The organism is Streptomyces sp. YIM 121038, assembly GCF_006088715.1.
Classification (GTDB): domain Bacteria; phylum Actinomycetota; class Actinomycetes; order Streptomycetales; family Streptomycetaceae; genus Streptomyces.
On the sequence record NZ_CP030771.1, the window covers coordinates 9,066,874 to 9,082,931 of the forward strand.

30 protein-coding genes are annotated in these 16,058 nt (G+C 70.1%); all 30 read left to right on the forward strand.

Annotated features, from left to right (window positions below):
* The first annotated feature begins 48 nt into the window (after nt 1-48).
* The 30 genes from C9F11_RS49750 (at nt 49) to C9F11_RS38210 (ending at nt 15,959) form a co-directional block, all read left to right on the forward strand.
* Nucleotides 49-174: a hypothetical protein gene (locus C9F11_RS49750; RefSeq protein WP_269078114.1), complete on the forward strand. Its 126-nt coding sequence runs from the start codon at nt 49-51 to the stop codon at nt 172-174.
* Nucleotides 174-1,286, forward strand: a complete 1,113-nt coding sequence (locus C9F11_RS47710; protein ID WP_171075973.1) for a hypothetical protein — start codon at nt 174-176, stop codon at nt 1,284-1,286. Before C9F11_RS49750 ends, C9F11_RS47710 begins: the two co-directional genes overlap by 1 nt.
* An 18-nt stretch (nt 1,287-1,304) precedes the next feature.
* Entirely contained in the window at nt 1,305-1,943 is a 639-nt protein-coding gene (locus C9F11_RS38080) for a hypothetical protein (protein WP_138964373.1), read from the forward strand.
* A gap of 27 nt (nt 1,944-1,970) precedes the next feature.
* Nucleotides 1,971-2,225 (forward strand): hypothetical protein, encoded by a 255-nt coding sequence (locus C9F11_RS38085; protein WP_138964375.1) that lies wholly within the window; start codon nt 1,971-1,973, stop codon nt 2,223-2,225.
* Between the two features lie 64 nt (nt 2,226-2,289).
* Complete coding sequence (locus tag C9F11_RS38090) at nt 2,290-2,868, forward strand: TerD family protein (protein ID WP_171075974.1); 579 nt, start codon at nt 2,290-2,292, stop codon at nt 2,866-2,868.
* A gap of 161 nt (nt 2,869-3,029) precedes the next feature.
* Complete coding sequence (locus tag C9F11_RS38095) at nt 3,030-3,662, forward strand: exonuclease domain-containing protein (protein WP_138964379.1); 633 nt, start codon at nt 3,030-3,032, stop codon at nt 3,660-3,662.
* Nucleotides 3,659-4,525, forward strand: a complete 867-nt coding sequence (locus C9F11_RS38100) for a PD-(D/E)XK nuclease-like domain-containing protein (RefSeq protein ID WP_138964381.1) — start codon at nt 3,659-3,661, stop codon at nt 4,523-4,525. The genes C9F11_RS38095 and C9F11_RS38100 overlap by 4 nt, the downstream gene beginning before the upstream one ends.
* Nucleotides 4,522-5,385 carry a hypothetical protein gene (locus C9F11_RS38105; RefSeq protein ID WP_138964383.1) on the forward strand — a complete coding sequence of 288 codons (864 nt, stop codon included), beginning with the start codon at nt 4,522-4,524 and terminating at the stop codon, nt 5,383-5,385. Before C9F11_RS38100 ends, C9F11_RS38105 begins: the two co-directional genes overlap by 4 nt.
* A gap of 79 nt (nt 5,386-5,464) precedes the next feature.
* On the forward strand, nt 5,465-5,836 hold the full coding sequence (locus C9F11_RS38110; protein WP_138964385.1) for a hypothetical protein: 372 nt from the start codon (nt 5,465-5,467) through the stop codon (nt 5,834-5,836).
* Entirely contained in the window at nt 5,833-6,210 is a 378-nt protein-coding gene (locus C9F11_RS38115) for an SLOG family protein (protein ID WP_138964387.1), read from the forward strand. Before C9F11_RS38110 ends, C9F11_RS38115 begins: the two co-directional genes overlap by 4 nt.
* A gap of 100 nt (nt 6,211-6,310) precedes the next feature.
* On the forward strand, nt 6,311-6,568 hold the full coding sequence (locus C9F11_RS38120; protein WP_138964389.1) for a hypothetical protein: 258 nt from the start codon (nt 6,311-6,313) through the stop codon (nt 6,566-6,568).
* The gene (locus C9F11_RS38125; protein WP_138964391.1) at nt 6,565-6,960 is read left to right on the forward strand and encodes a hypothetical protein; all 396 of its coding nucleotides are present in this window, start codon (nt 6,565-6,567) and stop codon (nt 6,958-6,960) included. The genes C9F11_RS38120 and C9F11_RS38125 overlap by 4 nt, the downstream gene beginning before the upstream one ends.
* Entirely contained in the window at nt 6,957-7,379 is a 423-nt protein-coding gene (locus tag C9F11_RS38130; protein WP_138964393.1) for a hypothetical protein, read from the forward strand. Before C9F11_RS38125 ends, C9F11_RS38130 begins: the two co-directional genes overlap by 4 nt.
* Nucleotides 7,376-8,398, forward strand: coding sequence for a DNA cytosine methyltransferase (locus C9F11_RS38135; protein ID WP_138964395.1), 1,023 nt, complete (start codon nt 7,376-7,378; stop codon nt 8,396-8,398). The genes C9F11_RS38130 and C9F11_RS38135 overlap by 4 nt, the downstream gene beginning before the upstream one ends.
* 114 nt (nt 8,399-8,512) lie before the next feature.
* Nucleotides 8,513-9,361 carry a hypothetical protein gene (locus C9F11_RS38140; protein WP_138964397.1) on the forward strand — a complete coding sequence of 283 codons (849 nt, stop codon included), beginning with the start codon at nt 8,513-8,515 and terminating at the stop codon, nt 9,359-9,361.
* Nucleotides 9,362-9,434: 73 nt separating this feature from the next.
* Nucleotides 9,435-10,586 (forward strand): HNH endonuclease signature motif containing protein, encoded by a 1,152-nt coding sequence (locus tag C9F11_RS38145; protein ID WP_138964399.1) that lies wholly within the window; start codon nt 9,435-9,437, stop codon nt 10,584-10,586.
* Nucleotides 10,583-11,326 (forward strand): hypothetical protein, encoded by a 744-nt coding sequence (locus C9F11_RS38150; RefSeq protein WP_138964401.1) that lies wholly within the window; start codon nt 10,583-10,585, stop codon nt 11,324-11,326. Before C9F11_RS38145 ends, C9F11_RS38150 begins: the two co-directional genes overlap by 4 nt.
* Nucleotides 11,323-11,655, forward strand: a complete 333-nt coding sequence (locus C9F11_RS38155) for a hypothetical protein (RefSeq protein WP_138964403.1) — start codon at nt 11,323-11,325, stop codon at nt 11,653-11,655. Before C9F11_RS38150 ends, C9F11_RS38155 begins: the two co-directional genes overlap by 4 nt.
* Nucleotides 11,652-11,957, forward strand: coding sequence for a hypothetical protein (locus C9F11_RS38160; RefSeq protein ID WP_138964405.1), 306 nt, complete (start codon nt 11,652-11,654; stop codon nt 11,955-11,957). The genes C9F11_RS38155 and C9F11_RS38160 overlap by 4 nt, the downstream gene beginning before the upstream one ends.
* Nucleotides 11,954-12,196: a helix-turn-helix domain-containing protein gene (locus C9F11_RS38165; RefSeq protein ID WP_138964407.1), complete on the forward strand. Its 243-nt coding sequence runs from the start codon at nt 11,954-11,956 to the stop codon at nt 12,194-12,196. The genes C9F11_RS38160 and C9F11_RS38165 overlap by 4 nt, the downstream gene beginning before the upstream one ends.
* Nucleotides 12,197-12,388: 192 nt before the next feature.
* Nucleotides 12,389-12,637 carry a hypothetical protein gene (locus tag C9F11_RS38170; RefSeq protein WP_138964409.1) on the forward strand — a complete coding sequence of 83 codons (249 nt, stop codon included), beginning with the start codon at nt 12,389-12,391 and terminating at the stop codon, nt 12,635-12,637.
* A gap of 88 nt (nt 12,638-12,725) precedes the next feature.
* Complete coding sequence (locus C9F11_RS38175) at nt 12,726-13,169, forward strand: hypothetical protein (RefSeq protein ID WP_138964411.1); 444 nt, start codon at nt 12,726-12,728, stop codon at nt 13,167-13,169.
* Nucleotides 13,162-13,770, forward strand: a complete 609-nt coding sequence (locus tag C9F11_RS38180) for a hypothetical protein (protein WP_138964413.1) — start codon at nt 13,162-13,164, stop codon at nt 13,768-13,770. The genes C9F11_RS38175 and C9F11_RS38180 overlap by 8 nt, the downstream gene beginning before the upstream one ends.
* 105 nt (nt 13,771-13,875) lie before the next feature.
* The gene (locus C9F11_RS38185) at nt 13,876-14,196 is read left to right on the forward strand and encodes a MazG-like family protein (protein ID WP_138964415.1); all 321 of its coding nucleotides are present in this window, start codon (nt 13,876-13,878) and stop codon (nt 14,194-14,196) included.
* The gene (locus C9F11_RS38190) at nt 14,196-14,459 is read left to right on the forward strand and encodes a hypothetical protein (protein WP_138964417.1); all 264 of its coding nucleotides are present in this window, start codon (nt 14,196-14,198) and stop codon (nt 14,457-14,459) included. Before C9F11_RS38185 ends, C9F11_RS38190 begins: the two co-directional genes overlap by 1 nt.
* Nucleotides 14,460-14,519: 60 nt before the next feature.
* Nucleotides 14,520-14,750 (forward strand): hypothetical protein, encoded by a 231-nt coding sequence (locus tag C9F11_RS38195; protein ID WP_138964419.1) that lies wholly within the window; start codon nt 14,520-14,522, stop codon nt 14,748-14,750.
* Nucleotides 14,747-14,986, forward strand: coding sequence for a hypothetical protein (locus C9F11_RS38200; protein ID WP_138964421.1), 240 nt, complete (start codon nt 14,747-14,749; stop codon nt 14,984-14,986). The genes C9F11_RS38195 and C9F11_RS38200 overlap by 4 nt, the downstream gene beginning before the upstream one ends.
* Nucleotides 14,983-15,438, forward strand: coding sequence for a hypothetical protein (locus C9F11_RS38205; protein WP_138964423.1), 456 nt, complete (start codon nt 14,983-14,985; stop codon nt 15,436-15,438). The genes C9F11_RS38200 and C9F11_RS38205 overlap by 4 nt, the downstream gene beginning before the upstream one ends.
* Complete coding sequence (locus C9F11_RS47715) at nt 15,435-15,605, forward strand: hypothetical protein (RefSeq protein ID WP_171075975.1); 171 nt, start codon at nt 15,435-15,437, stop codon at nt 15,603-15,605. Before C9F11_RS38205 ends, C9F11_RS47715 begins: the two co-directional genes overlap by 4 nt.
* Nucleotides 15,606-15,959, forward strand: a complete 354-nt coding sequence (locus C9F11_RS38210) for a hypothetical protein (RefSeq protein ID WP_138964425.1) — start codon at nt 15,606-15,608, stop codon at nt 15,957-15,959.
* Nucleotides 15,960-16,058: the final 99 nt, after the last annotated feature.

Here is a 16,058-nt window from a genome sequence, read left to right on the forward strand (position 1 = left end):
ACGCCGCGGCCGACCGGCGCACCACCTTCAGTCTTCTTGGAGAACCTCATGGATCACTTCGTTCAGGACGTCCTGTTTCCCGACACCGACCTGCAGCAGGCCGGATGGGCGATGCCCGCGCCGCGCGGCGAAGAGGCGGACGATGGGCCGCAGCCCGCAGAGGACGCGGCCTGATGCGCCTGACCATTCCCCAGCCCGAGCTGGCCGCGGCGGCGAAATGGGCGGTCCGGCAGCTGCCGCACAACCCGTCTCAGCCTGTCCTGCTTGGCGCCCGGCTCGAGGCCACCGACCACCAGCTGAAGCTCAGCGTGTGGGATGGGGCAACGGCAGCCCACACCACCGTCGACGCCGACGTCGACCAGCCGGGCATCGTCATCCCCTCCGGCCGACTCCTAGCCGACGTCACCGGCAGCCTCCGCAAGAGCGAGGTGACGCTCGAAGGCGACCGCGACTTGACCCTCACCACATCGGTCGCCGAGTTCCGTATCCCCGGCATCGACCCGTCCGACTACCCCGCCCTGCCCGGCCTGCCGCCGACTCAAGGGCAAGTGAGCGGAGACGAGTTCGCCGCCGCCTACCAGCGCGTGCACCGGGCCATCGACCCCAAGGCCACCGGCTCCTTCGCAGGCATGGCCGGGATCCGCCTGAAGGTACTGGGAGGCATGCTGAAGCTGTCGGCAACCGACCGGTTCCGTATCGCCTCCGCCTGGCTGCCCTGGTGCGGCGAGGCGGGGGATGAGGCCATGGGTGTCGTCACGGCCAAGGTCCTCGCGGACAACGCCAAGACCTTCGACGGCACACTACGGATCGCCTTGCCAGAGAAGGGCAACGGAACCGCCGCCTTCGTCGCCGACCGCACCGCCGTCACGAGCCTGCTGATCGATCCGGCCCTGTTCCCGCACAAGGTCGACAGTCAGATCCCGCGCCAGTTCACCGGCACCATCACCGGCCCCGCCGACGAACTGACCGCCTCACTCCAGGCGGCGATGACCGTGGCGGGCGGCAACCTCCTATGGATCAGCACCAGTGGCAGCACCGTCACCCTCAGGGCCGGACGCGACGCCTCCAGCCGCGTCACCGCCGACGCCGAATACGACGGCGACCACGACGAGTTCGAGATCGCCATCAACGCCGGCTACCTCCTCGACGGCCTCGCCCCCATCACGGGCAACGCCCAGATCAATCTCACCACCCCCATGCACCCGGTCCTGATCGAAGACGCCGCAGACGACTCCTACCAGTACGTCACCGTCCCCATCCGTGAACCCGCCAAAGCAGCCGCCTAAGCCGCCGGAGAACCAGACGTGATCACCATCGCCGACCATACTCTCAGCCGACTCGTCGCCCAGACCCGCCCGCACGTCGGCAACCTCATCGACGCCGAGGCCGTGCAGTGCATCACCTTCGACCACGACGGCCGCCACCTGTACGCCATGGCCACCAACCGCTACACCATCGCCGTCTCCCGCACCCAGATCACCGGCGGCGGCGACCAGCCCTGGTCGGCCATCGTCCACCGCCAGCAACTGCCTGACCTGGCAGCCGCGGTCAAGCTGCTCGACGCCCACACCGTCCAGCTCGAACGCACCCAGGACCAGCTGATCCTGTCGGGGCAACGCGGCAGCCGCATCGCCGTCGACCTCAGCCCCTACGCCAAGGAACCCCTCGACTGGCGCAAGGTACTGCTGCCCGCCCTGGACAAGCCCGCCGCAGGTGTGCACACGTCGCTGGACCCGAGGTTCTTCGGCGCCTGGAAGAACCTGCCCAAGCCCGTCCAAATGTGGTCCACCGGCGAGGGACGCCTGTCCCTGATCGTCGCAGCCGACTTCCTCGGCGCACAGATGCCGATCCGCCGCGAAGGCGCCGACCTCGAGCTACGCCGCCAACTCGACACCTGGGCGGCCGCCCGCCGCGACGAACCCGAGACCGCGGCCGCCGCCTGACCCCGAACACACTCCCTGGAGACCTTCATGCGCCGTACCCGAATCCGGGCCGCAGCAGCCGCTGGCGCCGCCATCCTCGCCCTCGGCCTGTTGTCCGCATGCGGCGACGAGCCGGACGACGACTGCGACACCGAGGCCCTGGCGCTCGTCGCTGTAGCGAAGCCAGCGCCTCCGCGGCCAGGACGTCAGGCGCCGGCCAAGAAGCAGACCATGCCGAAGGCGCCCGCGCAGCAGCAGCCTGGTAAGTCGAGGCACATCGACATCGACGACTGCGACGACTGACTGCCCCCAAGGAAGTGCCCCGCCGAGGCGTGTTCGGCAGGGCACCCAACCCCGAGGAGATCACGTGCTCAGCCTGAAGAAGAACCAGCCCGAAACCCTCACTGACATCACCACCCTCCAGGCCGGCGTCGCCTGGAAGACCTCCAGCGGCGGCCAGAAAGGCCTCATGGGCCGACTGCGCCGCGCCGTCGGCACCGACCTCGACCTGGCCGCCGTCGCCCTGGAAGAAGGCCGTCCGAAGCGGATCTGCTGGTTCGACAACGCGGACGCTTTCGACGACGGCTCCCTGATCACCCTCGGCGACAACCGCAGCGGCAAGGGCGACGGAGACGACGAGACCATCATCGCCCGCCTCGACAAGCTCCCCGACTTCATCGACACCGTCGTGTTCATCGTCTCCGCGTTCAAGCAGGGTGTGTCGTTCTCCAACGTCGAGGGCGTCACCCTCAACGTCTACGACGGCAACGGCGGCCGCAAGCTCGGCTCCTACCTGCCTGACATCGACTCCCGCAACAACGCCTGCGTCATGGTCAAGGCCCGCCGCGCCGCCGGCCCCGAGTGGGAGATCGCCATCGTCAACGAGATGGGGCACGCCACCAGCCGCGAACAGCTCCTCCACCTCGCCAAGCAGCACGCCGCCTGACAACACGGCTGCGTTCCTGCGCCGCCCCTTCCTCACAACCGAAGACCACCGCAGCACCCCCGCCCCCCGGGCGGTCTGCGGCTCCCAGGCCCGCCGGGGCCGGGGCCCACCCCTCCTCGGCCCCGGCGGGTCCTACCTCGCACACCCTTTTGGAGCAGCACATGAGCACCGAAAGCACCACAAGGCAGGCGCCGTCACTCGTCTTCGTCGACACCGAGACCACGGGCCTCGACCCGTTCATGCACGACGCGTGGGAGTACGCCCTCATCGTCCGCCGCGACGGCCACGACACCGAGTACACGTTCCGCATCCGCCCCGACCTCGAGCATGCGGACCCCAAGGCACTGGAGATCAATCGGTTCCATAAGCGCACGAGCGACGAGGACTGGAGCTGGGACGACCCGCACGCTGCGGCGACCCGCATCTACCGGCTCCTCGACGGCGCCGTCCTCGTCGGCTCCAACCCCAGCTTCGACGCCAACATGACCAGCGGCCTGCTCGCCCTCTACTACGAGAACACTCAGCCCTGGCACTACCGCACCATCGACATCGCCACCCTCGCGGCCGGCTTCCGCTACGGCCAGGCCGCGTCGGGCGCCTACGGCGGAGACTTCGCCTTCCGCGCCGACTACCCGCAGGTGCCGTTCAAGTCCTACGAGCTGTCACGAGCCGTCGGCGTAGAACCGCCCGCCAAGGAGGTCGCACACACCGCACTCGGTGACGCGGCGTGGGCTCGGGACGTGTACGACGCCGTCACTCGCGTGCAGGCCGCGGCCCTCGGCGGCGCCGCATGACCGCCGCCGTCGAGGCCTCGGCGCCCGCCCTTGGCCTGCACACGGACCTCTCCAATGAGTCGTACCACGCTGACAAGACGTCGCTTTCCTCGTCTGGCGCCCGCAAGCTGCTGCCGCCGTCCTGCCCGGCCAAGTTCCGCTGGGAGCAGGACAATCCGCAGCCGCCGTCCAAGACCTTCGACTACGGCAACGCCGCTCACAAGAAGGTGCTCGGCAATGGGCCCGAGCTAGTTGTCATCGAGGACGACACCTGGAACACCAAGGACGTCAAGGCGGCCGTCTCAGAAGCCCGTTCACGCGGCGCCATCCCTCTGAAGCAGCACGAGATGGACATGGTCGACGCCATGGTCGACGCCATCCGCCGCCACCCTCTCGCCGCCGCCCTCCTCGACCCCGCCTACGGCGCGCCCGAACAGTCCGGGTTCTGGATCGACGAAGCCTCCGGGATCCGCTGCCGCGTCCGCTTCGACTGGCTGCCCTCCATCCACGAAGGCCGCCTGATCATCGCCGACTACAAGACCTGCACCGACGCCAGCAACGAGGCGATGCAGAAGGACATCGACAAGTACGGATACAACCAGCAGGCCGACTGGTACGAGACCGGAGCCCGCGCCCTAGGACTCGGCGACCAGGCCACCGAACTCCTGCTGATCGCACAGGAGAAGAAGCCGCCCCACCTCGTCAACGTCATTGGTATCGGCCTTGGCTCCCGCCTCCTCGCCGCCGCCAAGAACCGGCGCGCCATCGAGACCTTCGCCGAGTGCACCAGCACCGGCCACTGGCCCGGCTACGCCGACCACGAACCCAACTACCTCGAACTCCCCGGCTACGCCGAGAACCGCGACAAGGAGATCTACCTGTGAACTTCCCTGCCCAGATGCCCGCCGCGCAGGGCCCCGACCGCCTGGGCCAGCAGACCGCGGTCGAGCAGTCCCGTGCTGTCGCCGAGGTACAGGCTGCGATCTACGTGGCTCGCCAGTTCCCCCGCGATGTCGGCCGCTCCCGCGCTGCCATGCAGGCCGCCTGCGGCTCCATGGCGCTGGCCGAGCGCGCCTTCTACCGGTTCCCCCGCGCGGGGGGAGCGGTCGAAGGGTCCACGATCCACCTCGCCAAGACCCTCGCCCAGACGTGGGGCAACATCCAGTACGGCGTTTCCGAGATGCGCCGCGACGACGATTACCGCCAGTCCGAGATGCAGGCGTGGGCGTGGGACGTCGAGGCCAATACCCGGCACGTGCTCTCGTTCATCGTTCCGCACGCGAAGTTCGCCAACAAGCAGGTCCAGCAGCTCGTCGATCTCCGGGACATCTACGAGAACAACGCCAACAACGGTGCCCGCCGACTCCGAGAAGCGATCTTCGCGGTGATCCCCGACTTCTTCATCGACGAAGCCGAAGAACTCTGCCGCGAGACCCTCAACAAGGGCGACGGCAAACCCCTCGAGCAGCGCGTCGAAGGCGCCGTCAAGGTCTTCGAACAGCTCGGCATCACCGCAGACCGCCTGGAGCAGAAGCTCGGCCGCCCCCGCGCCCAGTGGGCTGGCGCCGACATCGCCCAACTACTCATCACCCACAAGTCGATCCAGCGCCGCGAGATCGCGGTCGACGAAGCCTTCCCTCAAGCCCGCATCACCGGCGCCGAAATCACCAGCAAAAAGAACGGCGGACGCAAGCAGCAAGGCCCGCCAGACGACGACCCCTGGGCCGGAGAGCCCTCGCACTAGCCCGCGCAGGCCTGAGCCGGCCGCACCCGTAATGCGGCCGGCTCCCAGCCCAGCAGACCACATCCGGAAGGAGCCGACCATGGCCCGCAAGCTCACACCCGCCGAACGCCTCGCCTCCGCCGAGAAGGACCTCCTCCTCGAGGAGATCGCCGACCAGTCCTCCTGGGACCAGTTCCTCGTCGAGCAGGCCGTGTTCCACTTCGGGCAGCGCCACACCGAATGGTCTTGCAACGACCTGCGCGACGTGCTCCCCGAGCTCGGGCACGGCTTCCTCGGCGCCGCCATCAACGCCCTACGCACCGCCGGAATCATCGCCCACACCGGCCGGATGGTGCCCTCCACCCAGGCCAACACCCACGGGCACCGCATCAACTGCTGGAAGTTGAGCGACAAGGGGCTGCAGATAGCCGCCCAGCGCCGCGCCGCCCGCACGCAGGGGAGGGCAGCGTGAGGCCCTACCGCATCCTCGTCACGGGGTCTCGGGCCTGGGACGACGTACTCACCGTCGAGGGCGCCCTCGCCGTGGCCTGCTACCAGAAGGTCCCCGCGGTCATCGTGCACGGCGCGTGCCCCAACGGGGCCGACGCGATCGCGTCCCGCTGGACCAGGACCCACCGCGTCATCGGTCTCACCGAGGAGATGCACCCCGCCAACTGGCAGTGGCTCGGCAAGCGGGCCGGGTTCGTCCGCAACCAGCTCATGGTCGACCTCGGCGCCGACCTCGTTCTCGCCTTCATCAAGGACGGCTCCCGCGGTGCCTCCCACACGGCGGCTCTTGCCGAGCGCGCCGGGATCCCCGTGCGCCGATTCGAGGTGCACGGCTGATGTGCCTCTTCGCCCTCCTCGTTGGGGCCCTTGGCCTCGCCGTCTCCGTCACCGCCGTCAGCCTCGCCCGCGCCGACCGCAGGTACAGGAGGCGGACGTGATGGCCGACCTCGTCCAGACCGCCGACGCGATCGTCTTCGGCGCCATCGTCACCGTGTCCGTCCTGTGCGGGGCCGCCGCAGCCGGCATCGCCCTCGGCGTCCAAGCCGCCCTCCACTGGGCCCGCACCCGCCGACTCCGCCAGCCGCAGGTTCCCGCCGCGCCAGACAACCAGCCCGGCACGAACACCGACGCCCTGTGGGAATGCCGCCGCATCCACGCCACCAGCAACCCCCAAACCCGGAAGGAGAAGCCATGAACGCCCGCCGTCCGCACGCCACATGGGCTGTGCCTGTCCGCCGCCCCCTACCCCTGCCGACCACCAAGACCAGCACCGGCGGCATCGACTGGATCGCGGTGGAACGCGCCATCACCGGCGACTACCCGCGCCCCCATCTCACTCGGGAAGAACGCTGCACCGCCGCGATCATCCTGATCCGCGCCGGGTTCACTGAGAAGGAGACAGCCCGACTTGTCGAGGTCGCCGAACGGCAGATCGCCCGCTGGAAGTTCCAGCACGGCCTCGGCGGGGCCAGCACCTGCGCCATCTCAGACTGCTACGACCTGGTGAAAGGCCGTGGTCTCTGCCACCGCCACTACCGGCGAGACCTGCGCCGCCGCCACGCTGCCCGCAAGCAGGTGGCCGCGTGAGCACGCGCGCCGCGATCGTCGAACTGCTGCACGCCGGCTACAGCGACAAGGCCATCGAACGCCAGCTCCACGTCTCCCGACGCCGGGCCCGCGACCTGCGCGCCGAGCTCGGCCTGCCCCAGCACAAGCCCGGCATCACGCCCGCCGCCAGCCCAGAGGACCTGTTCTGGCGGCGCACCCAGCCCACCGGCGACGGCCATCTGCTGTGGCCCCGCTACAGCACCGGACGCGGCGCGTCCGTCCGCCACGGCGGGCGCAGGCACTCCGTGCACCGGATCGCCTTCGCCATGGCCCATGAGCGAGAGCCCGTCGGCCACGTCGCAACCGGCTGCGGCACCCACGGCTGCGTCCACCCCCGCCATGTCGAAGACCAGCTCATGCGCGACCAGTTCCGCGCGATCTTCGGGGAGGCGGCATGACGAACCTCAGCCTCTGCTCCGGCTTCGGCGGACTGGACATCGCGGTCGAGCAGATCACCGGCAACAAGACCCTCGTCTACGCCGAGAACGACCCGTTCGCCGCCCAGGTCATGGCCGCCCGCTTCCCACACGCCACCAACCTCGGCGACATCACCGCCATCAACTGGGCGGGCCTCGCCCAAGACCACCACTTCGACACCGTCACCGCCGGTTTCCCCTGCCAGGGACTGTCCAACGCCGGCCTCAGGAAAGGATTCCTCGATGCCCGCTCGGCCCTCTGGAAGAACGTTGCTGAAGCTGTTCGCGTCCTTCGACCCCACCTCGTCTTCCTGGAAAACGTGGCGGCGATCCGGTCGCGCGGCCTCGGCGAAGTCGTCGCCGACCTGGCCCAGGTCGGGTATGACGCGCGGTGGACATGTGTACGAGCTGGAGACCCGGCCGTCGGCGCGCCGCACCCGCGGGACCGCTGGTTCCTCATCGCCCATCCCGCTGCTGAAGACCCCGACAGCGCAGCTTGGCGTCAACGGTGGCCCGCAGCACCCCGACAAGCGGAAAGCCGGGGGGCACGGACCGACCCTGGAGGACGAGGTCGTCTTCTTGCTGCCGCCCCCGCCGGCGGCATAGCGCTCCTGCCCACCCCCAAAGCCTCCGACGGGCCCAACGGCGGCCCCAACCAGCGCGACGGACAGGGCAACTACTACCTGCCCGGCATGGCGGTACGCCTCGGCCAGGACTGGGTCGCCCACGACGGCACCGACTACGGGCCCGCGATCCGTCGCTGGGAGTCAGTGCTCGGCCGCCGGGCCCCGTTCCCGACGGAGCCCGGATCGCGCGGCAACCGGCGCCTTACCCCGCCGTTCGTCGAATGGCTCATGGGCGCGCCGGAAGGCTGGGTTACCGGCCTCGGTCTGCCCCGCGCCCAGCAGCTCAAGATCCTCGGCAACGGCGTGGTGACCCTGCAGGCCATCGAGGGCTACCGCCGGCTGCTGTGCGCCGACCTCGAGGCGATGGCCGCGTGACACACCGGCCGCCCGCCGCACGCGGGCCCTGACGGGCACGGCAACCCGCACCCATGCGCGAAGGGGTCGGCCGCCCACCGGCTGACCCCTCCGTCACCCGACAAGGAGCAGAAGATGACCACAACGCTAGCGCCCGCGACCACCGCAGAACTCGACATGATCGGCGCCGACGGGCCCACCGCCGTCGTCATCACGATCACCCCCGAGCTCGCCCAGCAGCTACTTAAGCGCAACACCCGCAACCGCAAGCTGCGGGAACGCGCCGTGAGCGACTACGCCCGCGACATCACCGCAGGTAACTGGTCCCTCAACGGCGAAGCCCTCAAGCTCTCCGCCAACGGGGATGTTCTCGACGGGCAGCACCGCCTCCACGCCGTCATCGAGGCCGGAGTCCCCGTCGACATGTTCGTCGTCATCGGCCTCGACCCGGCCGCCCAGGAAACCATGGACTCCGGCCGCAAGCGCTCCACCGCCGACGTTCTCGCCCTGCGCTCCGAAGAGAACGCCACCACCCTCGCCGCCGTCCTGCGCCGCGTCTGGGCCTGGCAGAACGGCGACCACCGCTTCAAGGGCCGCCAGAGCCCCACCACCGCCGAATGCGCCGCACTGCTCGAGGCGCACCCCGAACTCCGGCGCTCCGCAGAAATCGCCAACCGGGTCCGCAGCTCCTTCCCGCACATCCCGCAGTCCGTCCTCGGCACCTGCCACCACCTGTTCAACGCCATCGACGCCGACGAGTGCGCATGGTTCTTCCAGCGCGTCGCCGACGGCGCCGAACTCCCTCTCGGCCACCCGGTTCTTGCCCTGCGCACCCGCGTCACCAGCGAACGCCTCGACAGCGTGCGCCTGAGCGAGGACCGGTTCATGGCCTACCTCATCCGCACCTGGAATGCCGTCCGCGAGGGCCGCGAACTCACTCGTCTCATGCACAAGCCCGGCACGGAAATCCCGATGCCCAAGTAGCCGTGCGTCGGGGCCGGTGGTCCCGGTCCCCGCACCCAGCCCCCATCCGCACTGCCAGGAATGAGAACGCTCGATGCCACGCATCCGCACTGTGAAGCCCGAGTTCTGGGAAGACGAGCTCCTCGGCGTCATGCCGCGTGATGCGCGGCTGCTGTTTATCGCCACGTTCAACATGGCCGACGACGAGGGGATCCTGCGGTGGACGCCGGCGTATATCAAGGCGCAGGCGTTCATGTACGACGACGACCTCACGATCAAGGATGTCGATCAGCTCATGCGGTGCCTTACCGACACGGGGCTCGTCTTCCCGTACATCGGTGGCGCCGCGCGGCAGCAGATGGCTGTGATCGTCAACTTCCGCAAGCACCAGCGGATCAACCGGCCGCAGAAGAGCAAGCTGCCGCCGCCGTCGACCGGGGCTTGGCAGGTGCGGGAGATGTACGCCCGCCGGGATGGCTGGGTGTGCCAGCTGTGCGGCGGCGAGATCCCTCGGCGGCTAGTCGTTAATGACGATCACAACCTTTGGGTCGACCACATCCGCCCGGTGGCGGCGGGGGGTACCGATCATCCGTCCAACGTCCGCGCCGTGCACCGGGTGTGCGGCCGGAGCCGGGGTGCCTGCGAGAGCGAGGAGGGCTTCATTCCGCCCGCCGGGCTGGCAGGCATTGAGGATTCACTGAACGATTCACTGAATCGTTCAGTGAATGACCCAGTGAAGGAAACTCACACTCCGTTGAACTTCGATGTCCAGACGGATACTGACGGTGAGTTTTCTTCCATGAACCATTCACTGACGGAAGGGAAGGGAAAGGAAGGGAACAGGGAAAGGAAGGGACCCCCCCCTACCCCCCGGCAGTCGTCCGGCAGCCCCACCGTCGCGCAGACGGGCGAGAGGGCCATCGAAGACCGGATGACCGACGCCTTCCTCCAGCGGTACGGCCGCGGCAACGCCTACAAGCAGCGACAGGTGCGCAAGGTCGTCGCCGACGCCCTCGCCAACAGCACCGACTCCAGCGAGCTATGGCGCGCCCTCGAGCGACTCGGATCCCTCTCGAAGCCCGTCAGCGCCGGAACCCTCCAGTTCGCCTTCTCCGAGATCCGGCAAGCCCAGAACGCCTCCAACGTCATCGCCCTCCCCTCCGGCCAGACCCTCACCGGCACCGACGCCACCGTCGCCGGATGGGCAGCCCTGGCCGTCCCGCCACCCTCAGAGGACTCCGCATGAACGAGTACGAAGCAGCCGAACTGCTTGGCCACTGCGCGGCCTTCGACAACCGGAAACCGTCCGTGGCCGCCCGCGCCGCGTGGGCCGCCGCCCTCCACGACGTGCCGCTCGACGCGGACGCCAAGGCTGCCGTCGCCAGCTACTACACGACGCCGCCGAAGGATCCGGACACGAAGCTGTGGATCCTGCCGCACCACCTCCGAACCCTCCGCTCCAAGATCCGTTCGGCCCGGCTGGAGAACTTTCAGTACGAGCCGCTGCCGGATGAGACGCCCGCCGAGTTCCTTGCCCGCTACAAGGGCCAGGTTCAGGCGATCGCCTCCGGCCGCGTTGCCGCCCCGTCCGCCCGGCTGGCCCTGGAGGGCGGCCCATCGCGGGAGTTCATGGCCGAGTTGGAGGCGCGCGGCTGGCAGGTCGGCCGCGACGTGCCCGACGACGAGGAGCCCCTCGTCGAGACCGTCCGCCGGTCCGGCCCGCTGGGCGTCGACTGCCCGGCCTGCCAGGCGGCGATAGGCCGGCCGTGCAAGACGCCAGGCGCCTCACAGAAGCAGCCGCTGGGCAAACCGCGCACCAAGCCGCACAGCGCCCGCCTGCGCGCCGCGGAGGGCGAAGCCGAGGCGACCGCTGCAGAGCGGGCCGAGCAGGAGCAGCGGATCCGGCAGATGTCCGCCCAGCACCTGGCCCGTGAAGCCGAGACCATCCCCGACGCCGAGATCGTCGACGAGGAGGCCGCGTCGTGAGCGATGCCCGGATCCCGGATGACGACGGCATCCAGGTCGACGACATCAGAGCCATCCGCGGCGAGGGCCGGGGGGAATTGCGGGCGCTGATGCGGTCGCAGATCGCCATTGGCCGCTCCCGCCGCGAACCCCCGCCGAAGCCCGTGCCGTCGTCGCCGCCAGGGCACCGGCCTGGCGCCTGGCCTACCGGCGCCTCGCCGCCGGGGCCGCCGCCGGACTGGCAGATCCCCACCCCTGTGTGGCGGGCCGCGGCCCGCCACTGCAGCAACCAGACCCACCGACCCGACGAGCCCTGCGACTGCGGCAACTGCCCTGAGGAGAACCGATGATGATGCGTTCCGGCGCCCCGATGCCCGAACAGCTCCGGCACTTCATGCGGGCCAGTCAGCACCCTGCCCGCTCGGTGCCCTGCCCGCACTGCGGGGCGCGCGCCCACCGGCCGTGCCTCCTGCGTGCTTCGGGCCGCCAGCTGCCGCAGCCGCACCCGCGGCGGGTCTCCGACTGGGCGCGCACGGTGGCCTGCTGCCCCGAATGCCAGGTCGAGCCGACCGTGTCCTGCCACGACGACGGCTGGGCCCGCACCACCGTCCACGCCCGCCGCCAGCAGGAAGCCGAGGCCACCGCCCCATGAGCATCGGAAGGACCGGGTGGCACGAGGCACGCCGCTGCTGGCGGGACGCCGACGACTACGACGTCGACTTGATCGTTCGGGAGCGGCGGCCCGCCGGAGACCTGACCCGCCTCGAGCGGGTGCTCGTCGCCCGCGGACTCCACGGCCAGCTGCCCGGTACGGAGATCGCCCGCATCGTCGGCGTGACGCCGCGCACGGTGTGGCGGTGGGCGGCCGACGGATGGAAGCAGGCCGCCTGACCCGTGCCCGGCCTCGCCTGCCGCCCGCAGCACCCCGTCCCGCGCTCACAGAAAGCCCTCAGGCGGCCTCGCAGGCATCCGGTGGCCCCTCGCGTCATCCCGAGCCGTTCCAGGGCCTCTGAGGGCCGTACACGGCTTCGCCGCCCAACCCGGGCCCGCAACACCTCGATCCGCAACCGAAGGAGAACCCCGATGACCGACCGCTACGCCGTGATCGGCGCCGACCAGATCGAGCTCCACGGAGGCGACGTGATGCTCCAGGAGCTGTCCGTCGGCGACCCCCTTGAGATCGGTAAGCAGACCGGGCCGCTCGCTCCCGGCACCTGGGTGATCGACCGCTTCGAAGCCGACGACCGCAGCCGGGCCCGGATGCGGAAGCTCACCCGCGCCGAGATCGAGGCTCGGCGACGCGCCGAAGCCTTCGGCCGGATCTACGAGTAGCCCGCCCCGTGACCCCGCGTGCGGCAGCGCCCGGCCGTTATCCGGGCGCTGCCAACCCGACCCTTCCACGAATCTCTGGAGAATGACCATGAACCTTGGTGATCTGATCGCCCGCCTCGAAGCCGCCGACCCCGGCCAGACCCTCCGGCACGGCTTCAACAACCCGCACTCCTACCGGGGCCAGTACATGGACCTCGCCTTCGAGCTCGCTTCCCACATCACGGTCGCGGCCATGCTCGCCGCGGCCCGCTCCGCGCTCGGCGCCACCTTCCAGGGCTGGAAGGGCGGCGACTTCACGATGGACGAAGACTCCTGGTGCTGGCTGTCTCAGGAGGGCGACGCGTCGGGGGAGACGATCAGTGCACTGCTGCTCGACTTCATGCTCACGCCCGACCGTGCCGCGGTCCTCGACGAGGCTGTCGCGGCAGCCGTCGCCGTGAACAGCCGTTACCCCTACGGGTGCAGCGGCGAGACGGTCATCACCGAACTCCGCCGCCTCGCCGACGACACGGGGGAGGCGAGCCGTGGCTGACTCCCAGCGCCGCGATCGGTACGCGACAGCGATCCGCGCCGAATCCTCCCGCGTCGATGACATCGCCCTCGCCACCGCCGTCATGGCCGTCGCCGACGCCGAGCAGGCCGACCTCCGTACCCGCATCGCGCAGGTTGAGGAACTCCTCAGCATCGCGCACCAGACGTCCAACACGTCCGAGGCCGCACGCGCCGCCGCCGAGCGCATCCGCGAGAACGCGGACTTCCACCTCGGCCAGGAGATGGCCCGCCGCCAGCGCGCCGAGAAAGAGACCGCGCGGCTCCGAGCCGACCGGGCCGCCGTGCTGCGCGAGGCCGCCGACGCGATCGTCGAGATGCGGCGCGAGTTCTTCGAGGGTGAGCTGGACCCGTCGTACCCCACGACAGTGGAGCAGCGGGCGCTCATCGACGCCGAGGTCAATCTCCGCCGCATGGCCGACGAGGCGCAGCAGGCACCCGAGCCGCACACTCCGACCGCCCACTACCGCCGTGACGACGGCGTGGACTGCTGTGTCCACACCATCCCTGTCGGCCCCAACTCCTGCGCAGCATGCCGGGAACTGGACGCCGACGAGGCCGAGCACACCCCGGAGCCGACGTGATCGGCGACGCGGTCGCCACCGCCTCCATCCTGCTCCGCGCCCGCGACGACCAGATCGTCATCGAATTCACCACCGAATCCCCCGCCCCCTGATCAGGAGAACCTGATGCTCACTTCCGACCAGTGGTCCACGATCAAGCGTCTCGTGGACTGGCTCGACTCCACCAACGGCCGCAGCCGTGAGGAGATCGGCCTGCGGATCCTCAAGCTCACCGAGGAGGTGGGGGAGGCCGGGCAGGCGTGGATCGGCGTGCAGGGGCAGAACCCGCGCAAGGGCGTCACGCACACGATCGCTGACGTGCAGGACGAGCTGTGCGATGTGATCGTCACCGCCGCCGTCGCGCTCGCGTCGATCAGCGGCGAGCCCGAGGACGTCCTCGCCGAGAAGCTCGCGAAGATCGCGGCCCGGTCCGGGGCGGCCACCTGATGGCCCGCGTGATCCGCACCCGCCACGTCGCCCAAGTCCTCGAGGCCTACCCGCAGTCGGAGTGGATCAACGACGACTGGGGGATCCCCGGCTGGCGCGTCGTCCAGGCTGGCCGACGCCAGGTCAACGTTTTCCACGACGGCCCCGGGGAGACCGACGGCCTTGAGACGTACCGGCTCGAGCTCCAAGCCGCCGGATTCCACGTCGTCGTCGACCAGCAGCCCGGCGGCGGACGACGCCGCCTACACATCACCAAGCCCTAACCCACGCCCCGGGGGCGGCGGTTCCGGCCGCCGTCCCACTCCGAACCGACAGGAGACCCGATGTCCGTCCGTGGCCTCGTCCCGGAGCCGACGCCCGAACAGATCTCGATGATCATGCTGCGGCTCATGGGCGCCGCCCAGCCCCGTGAACAGCAGACCCTCTTCCGTATCGGAAAGCGTGCCGGATTCCTGTGGACCCATCGCGGCTGCCCGCACCCCAAAAGCGTCAGCCTCGCCACCGACGACCACTGCCTGCACTGCGGAGCGCCCAAACCGAAAGGCAAGCCGTGACCGCCCAGCCACCGCCGCGGCGCCGTCTCGTGATCGACGGCTCCGGCCGCGTCACTGCCGCACCCGCGCGCCCGGGCCGCCCGAACGCCCGCCGCTACCTGACCCCGGCCGCCGAGCAGATCCTTGCCGCCTGCTACCCGGGCCAGATCACCGCCGCCGTCATCGAACGTGCCCTGCGGCGTATGGCCATCGGCGACGGACTCCTCCAGCCCAAGCCCCGGAAGGACCAGACATGACCAGCCCCGCAGCCCGTACCGCCGCCGTCTGGGCGGCCCTCAGCGCCTCCCACGAAGTCGCCGATCTCTGGATGCAGATCGACGCCCAGGCTGTCGCCAAGGGCAAGCCCGGCCGGGACGGCGCCATCGCCTGCGCCAAACACGTCGCCACCTACACCGCCACCCAAGCCCTCGCTGTCGTCGCAGCGGACCGCCTCCTCGGTCTGCGTCTGGAGTGGCGGCGCGCGGCCCTCGGCCTCGCCGTGTCCGCCGCCACCCACTACGCCGCCGACCGGCAAGGAGGGCACTGGCGCGACCCAGAACCCCGCGGCGTCGTCAAGCTCGCGGCCGCCACCGGGCACGCGGGCTGGCTGCAACGTGACCCGAACGCCGGCTACCTGATGGACCAGTCCTGGCACAAAGGCTGGCTCGCCGTCGCAGCGGTGATCGCCGGGGCCAGGAGGCCGTCGTGACCGTGCACTGGGCGGCCGCTGATCCGGCCGCGATAGAACCCTGCGACACCAGCCCCGCCGAAGTGCGCGCGGTGCGACTCGACCTGGACGCCACCCGGCAGGGGCGGGCCACCGACATCGACGTCCTCACCGCCGAGCTCGTGATCCTGGAAGGGGAGTGGCTGTAGATGATCCGCCGCCCGCCCACGATCGAGCAGCTCCGGAACATCGCCGACCGCGCCGACCGCGGCCCCCTCGCGCCGTCCGAGGTCGCCCGGCTCCGCGAAGGCATCAACCGATTCGACCGGCGACCCGACCAAGCGCGTGCCGTCCAGCCCGCCGCAGTGTGGGCCCGCAAGGCCGCCGCACTGCGCCGCCGCCTCACCGCAATCCACCACCCGGTGCAGCGCGGCCCGATCGCAGCCTGCGCGGAGTGCTCCGGCTGGAACGGCCGCCGCTGCACCGGCCTCGTCACCCCCTGGCCCTGCCCCACCCTCGAGACGCTCGACGAGCTCTTCCCCGGCAAGGAGACCGCCGCATGACCGTCAGCCCGTGAATGCGGGCTTAGGCGCCCGGACGCAGCCGAGGCCGCCCTCAGGCCCCCAGGCGCTCCTGACCAAAACCCTTCAGGCAAGAAAGGG

Coding starts and splice junctions, on each gene's coding strand:
- C9F11_RS38170 (WP_138964409.1), top strand. CDS start 12,389: ATGACCGACCGCTACGCCGTGATCGGCGCCGACCAGATCGAGCTCCAC.
- C9F11_RS38120 (WP_138964389.1), top strand. CDS start 6,311: ATGGCCGACCTCGTCCAGACCGCCGACGCGATCGTCTTCGGCGCCATC.
- C9F11_RS38175 (WP_138964411.1), top strand. CDS start 12,726: ATGAACCTTGGTGATCTGATCGCCCGCCTCGAAGCCGCCGACCCCGGC.
- C9F11_RS38145 (WP_138964399.1), top strand. CDS start 9,435: ATGCCACGCATCCGCACTGTGAAGCCCGAGTTCTGGGAAGACGAGCTC.
- C9F11_RS38160 (WP_138964405.1), top strand. CDS start 11,652: ATGATGATGCGTTCCGGCGCCCCGATGCCCGAACAGCTCCGGCACTTC.
- C9F11_RS38205 (WP_138964423.1), top strand. CDS start 14,983: ATGACCAGCCCCGCAGCCCGTACCGCCGCCGTCTGGGCGGCCCTCAGC.
- C9F11_RS38165 (WP_138964407.1), top strand. CDS start 11,954: ATGAGCATCGGAAGGACCGGGTGGCACGAGGCACGCCGCTGCTGGCGG.
- C9F11_RS38140 (WP_138964397.1), top strand. CDS start 8,513: ATGACCACAACGCTAGCGCCCGCGACCACCGCAGAACTCGACATGATC.
- C9F11_RS38110 (WP_138964385.1), top strand. CDS start 5,465: ATGGCCCGCAAGCTCACACCCGCCGAACGCCTCGCCTCCGCCGAGAAG.
- C9F11_RS49750 (WP_269078114.1), top strand. CDS start 49: ATGGATCACTTCGTTCAGGACGTCCTGTTTCCCGACACCGACCTGCAG.
- C9F11_RS38100 (WP_138964381.1), top strand. CDS start 3,659: ATGACCGCCGCCGTCGAGGCCTCGGCGCCCGCCCTTGGCCTGCACACG.
- C9F11_RS47710 (WP_171075973.1), top strand. CDS start 174: ATGCGCCTGACCATTCCCCAGCCCGAGCTGGCCGCGGCGGCGAAATGG.
- C9F11_RS38185 (WP_138964415.1), top strand. CDS start 13,876: ATGCTCACTTCCGACCAGTGGTCCACGATCAAGCGTCTCGTGGACTGG.
- C9F11_RS38125 (WP_138964391.1), top strand. CDS start 6,565: ATGAACGCCCGCCGTCCGCACGCCACATGGGCTGTGCCTGTCCGCCGC.
- C9F11_RS38190 (WP_138964417.1), top strand. CDS start 14,196: ATGGCCCGCGTGATCCGCACCCGCCACGTCGCCCAAGTCCTCGAGGCC.
- C9F11_RS38150 (WP_138964401.1), top strand. CDS start 10,583: ATGAACGAGTACGAAGCAGCCGAACTGCTTGGCCACTGCGCGGCCTTC.
- C9F11_RS38135 (WP_138964395.1), top strand. CDS start 7,376: ATGACGAACCTCAGCCTCTGCTCCGGCTTCGGCGGACTGGACATCGCG.
- C9F11_RS38195 (WP_138964419.1), top strand. CDS start 14,520: ATGTCCGTCCGTGGCCTCGTCCCGGAGCCGACGCCCGAACAGATCTCG.
- C9F11_RS38095 (WP_138964379.1), top strand. CDS start 3,030: ATGAGCACCGAAAGCACCACAAGGCAGGCGCCGTCACTCGTCTTCGTC.
- C9F11_RS38210 (WP_138964425.1), top strand. CDS start 15,606: ATGATCCGCCGCCCGCCCACGATCGAGCAGCTCCGGAACATCGCCGAC.
- C9F11_RS38085 (WP_138964375.1), top strand. CDS start 1,971: ATGCGCCGTACCCGAATCCGGGCCGCAGCAGCCGCTGGCGCCGCCATC.